This window comes from Pseudoruegeria sp. SHC-113 (assembly GCF_025376885.1).
Taxonomy (GTDB): Bacteria; Pseudomonadota; Alphaproteobacteria; order Rhodobacterales; family Rhodobacteraceae; genus Pseudoruegeria.
Genome location: NZ_JAHUBR010000001.1, coordinates 1,655,196 through 1,670,042 on the forward strand (window position 1 = coordinate 1,655,196; position 14,847 = coordinate 1,670,042).

The window sequence follows — 14,847 nt, forward strand, 5'->3', positions numbered from 1 at the left end:
CCTGCAAACTTGTGTAAGATCGAGTAAGCACCGCTTGCCGTAAATAACCAGTAACCTGTCTGACGCCATTCTGCGCAACGCCTTTGGCCTGTTCGGACCGCTGTGAAGAAGAAGACCCATGACCCTCCAGCGAAAATTCACGCCCGCCCCCCTGGCCTCCTGCACCGAGCCCTGTTCCATCGAGAACGGCATGCGCATCATTGGCGGCAAATGGACGGGCTCGATCCTTTGGCACCTGAAGGATGGCCCGCTGCGGTTCAACGATATTGCCCGCGTGGTGGGCGGGGCCTCCAAGAAGATGATCGCCGAACGCCTGCGCCAGCTGGAAGCGCGCGGCCTTGTGCGACGCGAGGTGATGGATACCGCGCCGGTTTCGGTTCAGTACGAGGTGACGGACCTCGGCCGCACCGCGCTCGGCTTTCTGGATGAGCTGCGCAAATGGACGGAAAGCCTGCCGCCCGAAGCCGAAAGCTGAGCCCACACATGCAAACGGCCCGCTGCGCGAGCGGGCCGTCTGATCGTAGCAACCGGTGGCGTGGCTTAGCTCGACGCCCCGGATATGCATTGCTGGCTGTCGCCGTCCCAGATCTGCCCGGGCGGGCAGGAGGATGCGCCCATGCTGTGTCCGCCCCCGCAACCGGCAGCCGCCGCGGCGGTGGGCAGGGTCAGAAGCGCGGCGAAAATCAGGCCTTTTAACTTCATCTTGGTGCCTCCATCACTGTTGGATAGAAGCTAACCTAGCACGAAATCGGCCTCTGATCACCCTTCGCCGAAGACACGGCGGAAGATCGAATCCACGTGTTTCGTATGGTACCCCATGTCGAATTTCTCGTTGATGCCATCTTCGCCAAGCGCGGCCACCACTTCCGGGTCAGCGAGCAGCAGTTCGCGGAAGTCCACGCGCTCTTCCCAGACCTTCAGCGCATTGCGCTGCACCATGGCATAGGCGTCCTCGCGGCTCACACCAGCCTGGGTGAGCGCCAGCAGCACGCGCTGGCTCATCACGAGGCCGGGGAATTTGTTCATGTTGTCGAGCATATTCTGCGGGAAAACCAGCATCTTATCGATCACACCGGCCAGCCGGTGCAGGGCGAAATCGAGCGTCACCGTGGCGTCCGGGCCGATGCCGCGCTCCACGGAAGAGTGGCTGATGTCGCGCTCATGCCAGAGGGCGACATTTTCCATCGCCGGAATGACGCTCATGCGCACGAGGCGGGCAAGGCCCGTCAGGTTCTCGGTGAGGACCGGGTTTTTCTTGTGCGGCATGGCCGAAGAGCCCTTCTGGCCCATCGAGAAAAATTCCGCGCCTTCCAGGACCTCGGTGCGCTGCATGTGCCGGATCTCGATCGCGATGTTCTCGATCGACGACGCAATGACGCCCAGCACGGCGAAGAACATCGCATGGCGGTCGCGCGGGATCACCTGCGTGCTGATCGGCTCAGGCGTGAGGCCCATCTTGGCGCAGACATGCTCTTCCACGGCCGGGTCGATATTGGCGAAGGTGCCCACGGCACCGGAGATCGCGCCGGTGGCGATCTCCGCGCGCGCGGCCAGCAGGCGGGCGCGGTTGCGGTCCATCTCGGCGTAGAACCGGGCGAAGGTGAGGCCCATGGTTGTCGGCTCGGCATGGATGCCGTGGCTGCGGCCCACGCGGACCATATCCTTGGTTTCCAGCGCGCGCTTTTTGAGGGCGGCGAGCGTTTTGTCGAGGCCAACGAGCAGCAGATCGGCAGCGCGGGTGAGCTGGACGTTGAAACAGGTGTCCAGAACATCGGAAGAGGTCATGCCCTGATGCACGAAGCGGGCCTCTTCGCTGCCCACGTGCTCGGCGAGGTGGGTCAGGAAGGCGATGACGTCATGCTTGGTAACGGCCTCGATCTCGTCGATGCGGGTGACGTCAAACTCCACGTCCTTGGCTTTCCACACGGCCTCGGCGTTTTCGCGCGGGATCACCCCCAGATCGGCCTGCGCATCGCAGGCATGCGCCTCGATCTCGTACCAGATGCGGAACTTCGTTTCCGGCGACCAGATGGCAACCATATCGGGGCGGGAGTAGCGAGGGATCATCGGGAACCTTTCAGCGTTGTGGCGGCGCGCGGCTCCTCTTAGACTGAACCCCGCGCAGCGACAAGATCATGGGAGGTTCGCGTGAGAGCAATTCTGGCCACGGTACTGGCACTGACCCCGGGTATGGCCCTCGCCAGCGAGTGGAAAACCTTGAGCGACACCGAAATCCTCGAAGTGCTCGCGGGCGCACACGTGGAATATATCGCCGCCCGGCAGGAGTTCCTCGCCTCCGGCGACACGATCTGGGACACCGGCGAAAAGCGCCTTGGGCATTGGTCTGTGAACGGTGGCAAATACTGCTCCAAATGGCCGCCGGCCTCGGAGATCACCTGCTACACGGTGGATCAGATGGTGGAGGATCCCAGCCGTATCCGCTTCACCGATCCGCAAGGCAAGATCTCCAACGGCAAGATCACCTCGCGCAAGTAGCGCAATAAAGAGGGGGCTCTGCCCCCGACCCCTGCGGGGCCTCCCCCGAGATATTTAGAGAACAAAGTGGGGCCCCATCATCTTGGCGAAAATATCCCCGCCGGAGGCATGAAAGTTATCCGGCGAGCGTGGTGATGATCCGGGCGCTGCTCTCGAGCGTCTTGTGCACGGGGCATTTGTCGGCGATCTCCAGAAGCTTTTCGCGCTGCTGTGCGCTGAGCGCGCCTTCCAGATGGATTTCGCGGCGGAAGCTGTCGATCTTCTGGTTGGCCGCGCTGCCGCCTGCGTCCTGGGCGTGGACCTTGTCGTGGGTGACATCGACGCGCACATGGGCCAGCGGCCAGCCCTTGCGGCGGGCATACATGCGGATCGTCATCGAGGTGCAGGCACCCAGACCGGCGGCGAGGAAGCCGTAAGGCGACATGCCTTGGTTGGTGCCGCCATAGGCAAGCGGTTCATCCGCCAGTGCGTGGTGGAAGGGGCCGGCGTTGACATCCTGCAGGAAGCCTTCGGGATCGGCTTCGGCCACGCGCACCACGCCTTCGGGCGCGCCGATCGGTGGGGCAGGCGGGCGCAGATCGAGGTAGCGCCCGGCCCAGGCGGCGATCACCTCGGCGGCGTATTCGGCATCTTCCGTCCGCGTGATCAGGTGGTCGGCCTCGTCCAGTGTGACGAAGCTTTTCGGGTGGCGGGCGGCGTCGAAAATCTGCGCGGCGTTCTCGATGCCCACGGTGGCGTCGCGCGGGGCATGCAGCACCAGAAGCGCTGCGCCGAGGTGGCCGATGCGGTCTTGCAGATCGGCGGTGCTGATATCCTCCAGAAAACCGCGCCCGATTGTGAAGGGGCGGCCCGCCAGCCGCACTTCGGCGCTGCCTTTGGTGCGGATCTCTTCCAGCGCTGCGCCGAATTGGTGGGTGACATGGGCTGGATCGAAGGGCGCGCCGAGGGTCGCCACGGCCTTGAGCGCGCCGGTTTCGGATTTGATCTCGGCCGCCGCGCGCAGCACGGCCGCGCCGCCCAGCGAATGGCCCACAAGCAGCGCCGGCGCCATGCCGCGCCCTTTCAGGTAGCGCGCGGCTGCCACAAGATCGGCGGCGTTGCTGGTGAAGCTCGTGTTGGCGAACTCGCCTTCCGAATGGCCGAGCCCGGTGAAATCAAAGCGCAGCACGGCGATGCCCATGGCCGCCAGTCGCCCGGCGATGCGGCGGGCGGCGGTGATGTCCTTGGTGCAGGTGAAGCAATGGGCAAAGATCGCCGTGGCCAGATGCGGGCCATCGGGAAGATCCAGCCGCGCGGCGAGGCTCTCGCCGGAATGGCCTTCGAATGTCACCTTCTCCATCGGCATGGCACCGCTCCTGCCTCACTTACGCTGTTCACAAGAGAGTGGGCGGCGGGGCGGGGCTTCTCAAGGGATTCGCCGCCCGCCTCACGGCTTGGTGAGAGGGTGTGACGTCAGCCGGTGGCCCCCATCAGCCGCTGATCAAAGGGATATTGCGTGAGGTTTTCATAGCCGTCTTCGGTGATCAGCACCTGATCTTCGAGCTTGATGGAGAAATCGCCGCCTTCCGGGCTGACGAGCGCCTCCACGCAGAGCACCATGCCGGGCTCAAGGTGATAGTCGAACGCCCCTTCGACGAAGTGATCGGGGTAGGCGATCAGGGGCCATTCATCGCAGAGGCCGACGCCATGCATCAGGCAGCCGTATTTCTGCTTCTGATACTGATCCTCCAGCCGGTGGCTGTTGAAGGTGAGATCGCGCATCGAGACGCCGGGCGCGAGCATTTCCATATTGGTCATGATGTGTTCATGGGCGTGCTGCATCGCCGCGATCATGTCGGGGCGAGGGGCGCGGTCGCCCACCCACCAGGTGCGCGAGATGTCCACGCAGATGCCGTAGCTGCCTACGAGATCCGTATCGAAGGCGACGATTTCATTGTTGCGGATCACGCGGGGGCCGCATTCCTGAAACCAAGGGTTGGTGCGCGGGCCGGAGGTGAGCAGTCGGGTTTCGATCCATTCGCCGCCGCGCTTGATGTTCTCGGCGTGCAGCACCGCCCAGACGTCGTCTTCGCTCAAACCGGGCGCGCAGGCGGCCTCCATCTCGGCCACGGCCACCTCGCAGGCGTGGGAGGCGCAGCGCATGGCGCGGATTTCTTCCGGCCCCTTGATGCTGCGCGCTTTCTCGGTGACTTCCTCGCCGGGCATCACGGTGAAGCCCTGCGCCTCCAGCGCGCGCAAGCCGTGGAGCATGGGTTTGTCGACCGCCAGCCGCATGTTGCCGCCGCCGTGTTCGGCGATCAACTGGCGCACCTCGTTGGAAAACACATCCGCCGCCAGGTCGATCCTGTCGCCGCGGTCGAAATAGAAGAGATCCGCACCCGAGCGCGCCTCGCGCACCAGCGGGTTGAAACCCGACAGGAACGGCGCGTTTTTGTAATCCCAAATCACCATATAGCCATCGGCGCAGAGCAGCACGGCGCGAAACGGGTTGTGGCTGTTCCAGAGCTGCATGTTGGTGCTGTCGGTGGCGTAGCGGATGTTGAGCGGGTCAAACATCAGGAGGCCGCTGTAATCTCGCTCCACGATGTGCTGGGTGAGCCGTGCCCAGCGGAAGCGGCGCATTTCGGGCAGGTCGGGCAGGCGCAGCCCGGCGGCCTCCCATTCCCGGTAGGCCAGCTGGGTAGGGCCGATCTCGATCCGGTCGGCGTCGTTGGGCGTGCCATCGCCCAGCATGGCGCCCCGGCTTGGGTCGATCTTGCGGTTGTCGCGGTAGTGATCGTTCATGGCGCGTGCCTCCCTGCGCTTACGATGGGGGCAGCGGGGCGGGGGCGTCCTGCCTGAAAGCGACGGGTTCTGAGAGGGCGGGGTGTCGCTTTTTTGCGTTTTCGGCCCCGTCTGCGCGGGGTAGACAGGGGGCAGAGCGCCTCAACGCGCCACACCTGAGAGCAGTCTGCCATGACCTACCCCCTGCAAACCCGCCTGCCGTTCACGCCGGAGGAGCTGCGCCTTGGGGAGCGCTTGCCGGGTGTGCGCCCCATGGCGCGCGCCGATTGGCTGCAGGTGGACGAGGCCTATGCCGGCCAAATTGCACGGCGGGATGCGCTACTGGCGGAGCGCGAAGGCGCGGTCCATGCGATGCAGCCCGAAGCGCTGCCGGCCTGCCGGGAGCTTCAGGCGGAGGTTCTGGCGCAGCTTGCCGAGTTGCCCGGATTTGATCTGCGCGCCGATGGCAAAGTGCGCCGCCCGGATGGGCAGGTGATCGCACCAGATCGCGAAGCGCCGCTGCGCTTTCTCGGGCGGCTTCTGCAGGAGGATCTGGTGATCCTTGAGCAGTGCGGGGCGGAGCATGTGATGACGGCGGCCGTGCTCTGCTTTCCGGCCAGCTGGACGCTTTCTGAAAAGATCGGGCGCCCGCTCACGGCGATCCACACGCCAGTGGCCGCCTATGACGCGCAGCTTGCGCGGCGCGTGCAGCGGATGTTTGACGTGATCCGCCCCGAACAGCCGCTCTGCCGCCACAACCTGCTGTTCTACAAAAGCCCCGAACTGCACGCCCCGCGCTCCGAAGGTGAGCCGCACCGCGACAGTGATCCGGGCTTTCCCTTTGTGCGCAGCGAGCGCCAATGCCTGCTGCGGCTGCCCAAAACGCAGGCCGTTGTCTTCTCGATCCACACTTACATGCTGGCGCGCACGGATCTGACAGAGGCGCAGGGGGCGGTGATCTTGGGGTGAACTACCCCGTCTAAGCATTTGCAAAGCGGGTGTTTTACCGCTTTGCGCAAAGAAAAAAGGGCGCCCAAAGGCGCCCTTTCCATTCACTGTCCCAAAGCCGCTTAGCAGCTGTAGTACATTTTGAATTCCACCGGGTGCGGGGTGTGCTCGTAGGCGTAGACCTCTTCCCATTTCAGATCGAGGTAGCCCTGGATCTGGTCTTTGGTGAAGACGTCGCCGGCAAGCAGGAACTCGTGATCGGCTTCCAAGTTCTCCAGCGCTTCACGCAGGGAGGCGCAGACGGTCGGGATGCCGGCCAGTTCTTCCTTCGGCAGATCGTAGAGATCCTTGTCGGAAGCTTCGCCCGGATCGATCTTGTTCTTGATGCCGTCGAGGCCGGCCATCAGCAGGGCTGCGAAGCAGAGGTAGGGGTTCGCGGAGGGATCCGGGAAGCGGGCTTCGACGCGCTTGGCTTTCGGGGATTCGGCCCACGGAATACGCACGCAGCCAGAGCGGTTGCGGGCGGAATAGGCGCGCAGAACCGGGGCTTCGAAGCCGGGGATCAGGCGCTTGTAGGAGTTCGTGGACGGGTTGGTGAAGGCGTTCAGCGTTTTGGCGTGCTTCAGGATGCCGCCGATGAACCACAGGGCCTCATCGGAGAGATCGGCGTATTTGTCGCCTGCGAAGAGCGGCTTGCCGTCTTTCCAGATCGACATGTTCACGTGCATGCCGGTGCCGTTGTCGCCGGAGATCGGCTTGGGCATGAAGGTGGCGGATTTGCCGTAGGCGTGGGCCACGTTGTGGATCACGTATTTGTACTTCTGGATCTCGTCAGCCTGCTTGGTGAGCGTGCCGAAGATCAGGCCCAGTTCGTGCTGGCAGGAAGCAACCTCGTGGTGGTGCTTGTCCACTTTCATGCCGATGCGCTTCATGGTGGAGAGCATCTCGGAGCGGATGTCCTGGCCTTCGTCGATCGGGTTGACCGGGAAGTAGCCGCCTTTGACGCCGGGACGGTGGCCGGTGTTGCCCATCTCGTACTCGGTGTCGGAGTTCCAGGAGGCGTCGGTGGCGTCGACCTGGTAAGAGACCTTGTTGATCTCAACCGAGAAGCGCACGTCGTCGAACAGGAAGAATTCGGCTTCCGGGCCGAAGTAGGCCGCATCGCCGATGCCGGAGGACTTCAGGTAAGCCTCGGCCTTCTCGGCGGTGCCGCGCGGGTCGCGGTCGTAGGATTCGCCGGTATCGGGCTCGACAACGGAGCAATGGATAGCGACTGTTTTCTCGGCGTAGAACGGATCCACATAGGCGGATGCCGGGTCGGCCATCAGTTTCATGTCGGACTGGTCGATCGATTTCCAGCCGGCGATGGAGGAGCCGTCGAACATGAAGCCTTCTTCGAGGAAGTCTTCGTCCACCTGGTCGGCCATCACGGTCACGTGTTGCAGTTTCCCGCGCGGGTCGGTGAAGCGGATGTCGACGTATTCGGCGCCCTCTTCCTTGATCATGTTCAGAACGTCAGCGATGCTCATGTGACCTTCTCTTCCCTTCAGATTTGGTGTGAGTGGTTAGGGGTTAGAAGCCTTCGCGAGGCGAAGGCTTGCGGTGTTACAGCGCGTCTTCGCCGGATTCGCCAGTGCGGATGCGGATGGCTTGTTCGACGGTAGACACGAAGATTTTGCCGTCACCGATCTTGTCGGTCTTGGCAGCGCCGATGATGGCCTCGATGGCCCCGTCGACCTGATCGTCCGACAGGACGACCTCGATTTTGACCTTCGGCAGAAAATCGACAACGTATTCGGCGCCACGGTAAAGCTCCGTGTGGCCTTTCTGGCGACCAAAGCCTTTCACCTCGACGACGGAAAGCCCCTGCACGCCAATCTCTTGCAGAGCTTCTTTCACTTCATCGAGCTTGAACGGCTTGATAATCGCTTCGATCTTTTTCATTGCCCGTTCTCCCTGGGAATCTCGATATGAAAACCTGTCCGGCCACTTTCTTATGCGTTCATCCGGCGGGCACAATTGGGTAGGGTGCCGGGGGGCGGTGGTGCCGGGGGAATCCGAAAGTGGCGCATCACATTTGTGCAGTATGGCGCAAAAATGGGCAGAATGAAAACTTTAGGCGTTTGAAGAATGCATGACCTATTGACAGCTGCCCAAATGCGCAGCGCTGAAGCCAGTGAGATCGGGGCGGGCCGGGTGCGCGGGCTGGACCTGATGGAGCGCGCCGGGGCGGGCGTGGTGGCGGCCATCGAGGCAGAATGGCCCGCCTTTGCGGCGGGCGGGGAGGGGGGCTCTGCCCCCCGTCCTGCGGACTCCCCCCGAGGTATTTCAGGCGAGAGGAAGCGGGTGGTTGTGCTCTGTGGGCCGGGCAACAACGGGGGCGACGGTTTCGTGATCGCGCGGCTTCTGGCGGGTCGCGGCTGGGCGGTGGAGGTGTTTCTTTTTGGCGATGCCGCGCGACTGCCTGCGGATGCGAAGGTCAACCATGATCGCTGGGCCGCCTTGGGGGCGGTGCGGACCTGGCCTGCGCCGGGGGAGGCGTTTAATCCCTGGGCGTTCGATCTGATCGTGGATGCGCTTTTCGGCACCGGGCTTGCGCGGGGGCTGTCATTTGAAGCCGGGGTCGGGCGGATGCTGCCGGAATGGGATTTGCGCGAAGATCCGGCGCGGCCGCGGGTGGTGGCGGTGGATCTGCCCTCGGGGCTCTGTAGCGACAGCGGTCGGAGGCTGGAGGGCGACGGGCTCTGGGCGGATCTGACGGTGAGTTTTCACCGCTACAAATGCGGCCATGTCTTGTCGGAGGGGCCGCGCCACTGTGGCGTCCGTCGGCTGGTGGACATTGGCCTGCCTGATGAGCCTTTTGCGGGGGCGGCGCAGGAGGTGGAAGCGCCGGGGCTTGTGTTGGGCAAGGGCGATCCCTTTGGCCGGGCCACGCATAAGTTCTCCTATGGGCATGCGCTGATCTGTGCCGGGGGCTTTGGCCAGACCGGTGCGGCGCGGCTGGCGGCGCGGGCGGCGCTGCGGGTGGGGGCGGGGCTTGTGACGCTGGCCGCGCCTTCGGACGCGATGGCGGAATGTGCGGCGCAGCTGACGGCAGTGATGTTGCGACCGGCGGATGGGGCGGAGGCGCTGGCAGGGCTGTTGCAGGATCCGCGGATCACGGCGCTCTGCCTTGGGCCCGGCCTTGGGTTGGCGCGGGCGCGCGCCTTGGTGCCTGTGACGCTGGCGGACGCGGGGCCCGCGCGGGGCGTGGTTCTGGACGCCGATGCGCTTTCGGCTTTCGCGGACGCCCCGGGCGCGCTGTTTGCGGCCTTGCCCGAAAGGGCTGTGCTCACGCCCCACGGCGGTGAGTTCGCGCGGCTCTTTCCCGATCTGGCGGCGCGGCTTGCGGAGCCGGCCGTGGCCGGGCCGGCGTACTCGCGGCTGGATGCGGTGCGCGCGGCCAGTGCGCGGGCGGGCTGCGTTGTGCTGTTGAAGGGGGCAGACACGGTGATCGCCGCGCCAGACGGGCGGGCGCTCGTGCATGGGGCGGCCTATGAGCGGGCCGCGCCCTGGCTGGCGACCGCTGGCGCCGGCGATGTGCTGGCGGGGCTGATCGCCGGGCTGCTGGCGCGGGGATATGCACCGCTTGAGGCGGCGGGCTGCGCGGCCTGGCTGCATGTGGAGGCGGCGCGCGCCTTTGGCCCCGGCCTGATCGCGGAGGATCTGCCCGAGGCGCTGCCCGCCGTGTTGCGCCGGATTGGCGCTTAGCGCAGTGTCAGTTCCACGGCGCTTTTGGTCGGGATGATCGCTGCGCTCTCCGTGTGGCAGCCCAGTTCCAGCCCGCCGGCGTAGATCACCTCGGCGCGCTCGAAGGTGAGGGCGGTGAAGCGCAGCGTCTTGGAGGGACCTGCGCGGCGGATGAATTCGCCATCCACCAAATCCTCGGCCCGCACCAGCGCCCGTGCCGCGCCGAAAAGCGCCGTGGCGCGCCAATCGCGCAAGTGGACCTGTTGCGCCGGGTGCAGGCGGATCGCCTGACCGGGGGAGTCATTTCCCAGCGCGCCGGGGCTGACATGCACCGGGCGCAGGCTTGCCTCGAAGCTCTCCACGCCCAGAAGCCGGACCATGCCCGTATCGCGGGTGATGATCCGATCGCCGGGGCAGAGAAACTCCACCGGCAATGCGCCATCGAGGGTAAGAATAGGGGTGCCGTGCACGATTCCCGCGCGCAGCTGCACTGGTGCATTCACGGGGATCGCCCCGTGCCAATGCCCGACCGTTTTCGGTTCCATGGGCTATCTCGCTCTGACCTGCCTTTTATTATTGCCCCCATCATAGCTTAAAACCGCGTTAAACAAAGCTTTTTTCTTAACTTGGCGGGATCTGTGCTTTTTGCCCTCGCGCCTGTCTGGCGGCTCTGGTAACAAGCGGCCCAGCCAGCGCGACAGCGCAGGCCATGTGCGGGTGTGGCGAAATTGGTAGACGCACCAGATTTAGGTTCTGGCGCCGCAAGGCGTGGGGGTTCAAGTCCCTCCACCCGCACCAAAATTCTTCAGGTCAGGCTGTGATTGCGGGCGTGTAAATGCCGCCTTCGATGGTGTGGTGCGGCGCGCCTCGGGCAAGAGTCTGACAACGCCATGTGGCGCGCGACGTCCGGCGAAACCTGCAAGTGGGGATGGGCTTTCCTCCGGGCGTTCCGGCTTTAAGTAGCATTTGACGGAAAAGCCGTAAAAAACCTTGGCATTGGGTGGCGGGCTGCGCTGGCCCTGTCGCCTTAAGCCATGCGCTGGCGCAGCCCGTCGAAGCCGACGGCGAGGATCAGCACGATGCCGCGGGTGACGTCCTGCCAGAAGCTCGTGACGTTCATCAGCGTCAGCCCGTTGTTGAGCGTGCCAAGGATCAGCACCGCAACCAGCGTGCCCCAGACGGAGCCGCGCCCGCCCTGCAGCGAGGTGCCGCCGAGGATGATTGCCGCGATCACCGTCAGAAGATGCGGCCCCGCCGCGTTCGGCGCGGCGGCCCCGAGCATGGCGGCCAGCACCGTGCCCGCGATGGCGCCAGAAACGGCCGACATCACGTAGAGCGTGATCTGGGTACGGTCCACCGGCAGGCCTATCAGGCGACTGGCGTCAGGATTTCCGCCGACGGCGAACGCATGGCGTCCGAAATGAGTCTTCTGCATCATCAGCCAGAGCAGCACATAGACCGCCAGCATCAGCAGCGCGGGCACCGGCACGCCCAGCAGCCTGTCCTGCCCGATCCAGTTGAACCCTTCCACGAGCAGGGGCTTTGTCAGCCCGCCTGTGAGGATCAGCGAGACCCCAGTGACGATGGACATCGTCGCGAGCGTCACGATCAGCGGGTTGAGCCTCAGGTACGTGGCCAGCACGCCGTTCACGATGCCGATCAGCACCGCCACGGCCACCGCCGCCAGCACGGCCAGCCAGATCGGGGTGCCGGATGCATAGAGCAACGCGATGATCACCCCGGTCAGCCCGGCCACCGCCGCGACGGAAAGATCCAGCCCGCCCGCGATGATCAGCGGCGTCCCGGCGGCGGCCATCAGCCCGATCAGCGCGATGTTGGAGCTGATCGACGTCATGTTGCGCAGCGTCATGAAGAAGGGCGACAGGAAGGAGAAAACGATCAGCAGCAGGACGTAGAACACGAGCAGGATCAGCACCGTCGTGCCGACGCCAGAGCCACCGAACAGGCGTTTCATCAGGGGCGGGGTGGGCGAAGCGTTGGGCATGGTCTGGCCTTTAGTCGTCTGAAAGGGGCTGGGCTGTGCGAGGCTTGGTGGAAGGCATCTGCGTGCTTTGCGTCTGGCTTGACGGCGTTTGGGCGCTGGCCGCCATCAGCTCGCCCGCCGTGGCCCCGGCCTCGAAGGATGCGATGATGCGGCCCCGGTCGATCACCATGGAGCGATCGGAGAGCCCGGCGATCTCTTCCACGTCGGAGGACAGCACGAGGATCGCCAGCCCTTCGCGCGCGAAAGCCACGAGCTGGCTGTAGATGTCCTTGCGCGCGCCCACATCCACGCCGCGCGTCGGCTCTTCAAGGATCAGCACCTTCACTTTCGGATTGAGCCAGCGGGCGACGCAGACCTTCTGCTGGTTGCCGCCGGACAGCAGGCGGATGGGCTGTTCGGGCCCGGATGTCTTGATGCCGAGTTTCTCGATCCATTGGTTGGTCTGGGAGGTCTCGCGCGCCGGTGAGGTGAGCATTCCGCGCCCGTAGTCGGATTGGAACGCCGCCACGAGGTTCTCGCGCACCGACATATCCGCCATGATGCCGTCGGTCTTGCGCTCTGCTGTCACGAAGCCGAGCCCGGCCGCTTTGCCGGCGCGGGGCGAGCGCGGCACATAGGGGGATCCGTTCAGCGTGAGCCGGCCTGCGGGCGGGCGCCCCTCGGCCCCGAAGATCAGCCGCCCCAGCACCTCGACGCCCGAGCCGATCAGCCCGAAGATGCCAAGGATCTCGCCCGCGCGCAGATCGAAGCTGACCTCCTCGATCTGCCCGGGCAGGCTCAGGCCGTCACAGGTCAGCCGCAGCGTGGCGTTCGCGGGCAGGGGCGGGCGTGCATCAAAGAGCGCACCGGCCACCTTGCCCAGCATCGCCGTCACCACCTCGCCCATGGCGGCGGTTGCGGGGGCGAACTCACCGGCGTTGCGCCCGTCGCGCAGCACCACGATGCGGTCCGAGATTTCGAAGACTTCCTTAAGGTAGTGGGAGATATAGACGATCGAGGTGCCCCGCGCCTTCAGCCGCCGCAGGATCACGAAGATCTGTTCGCTTTCGGCTTCCGAGAGCGAGGCCGTGGGTTCGTCCATCACGAGGATGTCGGCCCGGCCCTCCAGCGCGCGGGCGATTTCGATGATGCGGCGCTCCGCGACAGGCAGATCGGCCACCCGTGTCTGCGGGTCCAGATGGCCAAAGCCAAGGTCCGCCAGCACGCGGGAGGCGCGGCTTGCCATGTCGGCCCAATCCACCCGGCCCGCGCTTTCGGCGGAGAGGCAGATGTTTTCGGCGATGCTCAGTTCGGGGAAGACGGAGATCTCCTGCGGCAGGAAGCGGATGCCTGCCTTGGCCGCATCGCGGGGCGAGGCGAAGGCCACCTCGGCACCGTTCACCCGGATCGCGCCTGCGCTTTTGGTGTAATTCGCCGTCAGGATCTTCATCAGCGTGGATTTGCCCGCGCCATTGGAGCCCAGCAGCGCAACGATCTCTCCGGGCATGAGCTGCATCGACACGCCGTTCAGCACCTGCACGGGGCCGAAGCTTTTCTGGATGTCCTGCATATCAAGGCGTGGCGCGGCGGCGGTCATGAGCATTCCTTCCCTGTGCCCCTCACTCTAGAGCACAGGATCGCTGAAACACCACGGGGCACCGGCGGTGCCGCGTGATGTGTGTTTTTGCAGGTTTATTGCAGCGGGATCAGGTTCTGCACATCGGCCAGCGACGGATCGTTGCGCAGCGCCTCGAGGTGGGCAAGGAAGCCCGCTTCCGGGAAGCTGTAGTCGATGACGGCCACGTCCTGGCAGGCGATCTCGGCGTTGAATTCGCAGATATTGGCCGGGGTGACCATCGCGTGATTGATCAGCACCGCATCCGGGAGGTCTTCACCGGCCAATGTGGCCAGCGCCATCGGGATCAGCGCGTTGCCGTAGCGCTCCGGGAAGGAGCCCACGGCGGCAACAAAATCTTCCTCGCTGGCGAGTGTTTCGCCTTCATCGGCCCCGAGGCCCACGACGGTGATCATCTCGCGCCCGTCCTGCTGGGCGGCGCGCAGGATGCCGGTGGTGGCCTGATCGTTGATGGCGGTGCCCATGATCGGCACGCCTTCGGGGATGCGGCTCAGCAGGTTGCGCGTTTGCGTGAAGCTTTCTTCCAGCGTGTTCTTGCTGTCAAAGGTCAGGATCTGATCCTCGGGGAAATTCGGCAGCGCGGCGCGGAAGCCCGCGATCTGCCCGCCTGTGCGCATCGCCGGGATCGGGCCGGATTGCGGCAGCTCGCCTTCGATGAAGTAGCCGTCCATCACGGCTTCCATCCCGTAGCGCGCCACGGCGGCCTGCGCGAGGTAGGAGCCGCCCATGAAACCGGCGCGCGGGTTGTTGACCCCGAAGAAGCCAGCCCCCGGCATCGGGATGTCGATTGCCACGACGGGGATCTCGGCGGCGTTGAGCTGCTGCATGATCACCGCTCCCAACTCGGCGTCGGTCTGGAATTCGATCACGAAATCCACGTTGCGGTTGATGAAGCTCTGGGCGTTGGCCAGCGCGGTGGCGCCGTCGAGCCGGTTGTCGGCCACGACGACCTCGATCCCGGCGGCCTCGGCATTCTCAAGGATGCCTTTCTCCACCAGCGCGCAGAAAGGGATATCGCGCTGCAGGTTGGCAAAGCCGATCACATATGTCTCGCCATTGCGCGGCGGGGTCACTTCCATCGCCGCCTTGACCATCGCCATCAGCGCATCGGCCGGGAACATCGCGCCGTCATGCGTGGCCGGGTCATAGCCAAGGAAATCGGCCTGCGCGGGGGGCGTGCCCAGCAAAGCCAGTGCCGTGGCGGCAGACATGAGTAGTTTGTTCATTTCCAATCCTCCCAGATAGGTCCTGTGACGCCCGACCAACCCCGTCAAGCGCTCCTCCTGCAAAA

The 14,847-nt window shown here is 64.8% G+C and carries 14 protein-coding genes and 1 tRNA gene; 5 read left to right on the top strand and 10 right to left on the bottom strand.

Features of this window, described 5'->3' with window-relative positions; genetic code table 11:
• Window positions 1-118: 118 nt before the first annotated feature.
• A complete protein-coding gene (locus KVX96_RS08250; RefSeq protein WP_261193889.1) occupies window positions 119-475 on the top strand; it encodes a winged helix-turn-helix transcriptional regulator in 357 nt (118 codons plus the stop codon).
• 65 nt (window positions 476-540) lie between these two features.
• Here KVX96_RS08250 and KVX96_RS08255 read toward each other — a convergent pair whose 3' ends face one another.
• Complete coding sequence (locus tag KVX96_RS08255; RefSeq protein WP_261193890.1) at window positions 541-702, bottom strand: hypothetical protein; 162 nt, start codon at window positions 700-702, stop codon at window positions 541-543.
• 57 nt (window positions 703-759) lie between these two features.
• A complete protein-coding gene (gene purB / locus KVX96_RS08260; protein WP_261193892.1) occupies window positions 760-2,067 on the bottom strand; it encodes an adenylosuccinate lyase in 1,308 nt (435 codons plus the stop codon).
• Between the two features lie 81 nt (window positions 2,068-2,148).
• Between purB and KVX96_RS08265 the strand changes: the two genes are divergently transcribed.
• A complete protein-coding gene (locus KVX96_RS08265; RefSeq protein WP_261193894.1) occupies window positions 2,149-2,496 on the top strand; it encodes a hypothetical protein in 348 nt (115 codons plus the stop codon).
• A gap of 115 nt (window positions 2,497-2,611) precedes the next feature.
• Here the strand turns inward: KVX96_RS08265 and KVX96_RS08270 are convergent, their stop codons facing one another.
• Together KVX96_RS08270 and dddP are read right to left on the bottom strand one after the other, a co-directional pair.
• Window positions 2,612-3,841: a bifunctional alpha/beta hydrolase/OsmC family protein gene (locus tag KVX96_RS08270; protein WP_261193895.1), complete on the bottom strand. Its 1,230-nt coding sequence runs from the start codon at window positions 3,839-3,841 to the stop codon at window positions 2,612-2,614.
• Between the two features lie 107 nt (window positions 3,842-3,948).
• Window positions 3,949-5,280: a dimethylsulfonioproprionate lyase DddP gene (gene dddP, locus KVX96_RS08275; protein ID WP_261193897.1), complete on the bottom strand. Its 1,332-nt coding sequence runs from the start codon at window positions 5,278-5,280 to the stop codon at window positions 3,949-3,951.
• 171 nt (window positions 5,281-5,451) lie between these two features.
• Between dddP and KVX96_RS08280 the strand changes: the two genes are divergently transcribed.
• Window positions 5,452-6,228, top strand: a complete 777-nt coding sequence (locus KVX96_RS08280; RefSeq protein WP_261193898.1) for a heme-dependent oxidative N-demethylase family protein — start codon at window positions 5,452-5,454, stop codon at window positions 6,226-6,228.
• A gap of 101 nt (window positions 6,229-6,329) precedes the next feature.
• Here KVX96_RS08280 and glnA read toward each other — a convergent pair whose 3' ends face one another.
• Window positions 6,330-7,736: a type I glutamate--ammonia ligase gene (glnA, locus tag KVX96_RS08285; protein WP_261193899.1), complete on the bottom strand. Its 1,407-nt coding sequence runs from the start codon at window positions 7,734-7,736 to the stop codon at window positions 6,330-6,332.
• Between the two features lie 76 nt (window positions 7,737-7,812).
• Window positions 7,813-8,151, bottom strand: coding sequence for a P-II family nitrogen regulator (locus KVX96_RS08290; RefSeq protein ID WP_261193900.1), 339 nt, complete (start codon window positions 8,149-8,151; stop codon window positions 7,813-7,815).
• 186 nt (window positions 8,152-8,337) lie between these two features.
• Between KVX96_RS08290 and KVX96_RS08295 the strand changes: the two genes are divergently transcribed.
• Window positions 8,338-9,957 (top strand): NAD(P)H-hydrate dehydratase, encoded by a 1,620-nt coding sequence (locus KVX96_RS08295; RefSeq protein WP_261193901.1) that lies wholly within the window; start codon window positions 8,338-8,340, stop codon window positions 9,955-9,957.
• Here KVX96_RS08295 and KVX96_RS08300 read toward each other — a convergent pair.
• Window positions 9,954-10,481: a Hint domain-containing protein gene (locus tag KVX96_RS08300; RefSeq protein WP_261193902.1), complete on the bottom strand. Its 528-nt coding sequence runs from the start codon at window positions 10,479-10,481 to the stop codon at window positions 9,954-9,956. The two genes, KVX96_RS08295 and KVX96_RS08300, sit on opposite strands and share 4 nt — an antisense overlap.
• 168 nt (window positions 10,482-10,649) lie before the next feature.
• On the opposite strand from KVX96_RS08300, the gene KVX96_RS08305 reads away from it, so the two are divergent.
• Window positions 10,650-10,734, top strand: a tRNA-Leu gene (locus tag KVX96_RS08305).
• 229 nt (window positions 10,735-10,963) lie between these two features.
• Here KVX96_RS08305 and KVX96_RS08310 read toward each other — a convergent pair.
• The 3 genes from KVX96_RS08310 to KVX96_RS08320 form a co-directional block, all read right to left on the bottom strand.
• Complete coding sequence (locus tag KVX96_RS08310; RefSeq protein ID WP_261193903.1) at window positions 10,964-11,911, bottom strand: ABC transporter permease; 948 nt, start codon at window positions 11,909-11,911, stop codon at window positions 10,964-10,966.
• A gap of 40 nt (window positions 11,912-11,951) precedes the next feature.
• Window positions 11,952-13,517 carry a sugar ABC transporter ATP-binding protein gene (locus KVX96_RS08315; RefSeq protein ID WP_261193904.1) on the bottom strand — a complete coding sequence of 522 codons (1,566 nt, stop codon included), beginning with the start codon at window positions 13,515-13,517 and terminating at the stop codon, window positions 11,952-11,954.
• A 95-nt stretch (window positions 13,518-13,612) separates the two neighbouring features.
• Entirely contained in the window at window positions 13,613-14,782 is a 1,170-nt protein-coding gene (locus KVX96_RS08320) for a sugar ABC transporter substrate-binding protein (protein WP_261193905.1), read from the bottom strand.
• Between the last annotated feature and the right edge of the window lie 65 nt (window positions 14,783-14,847).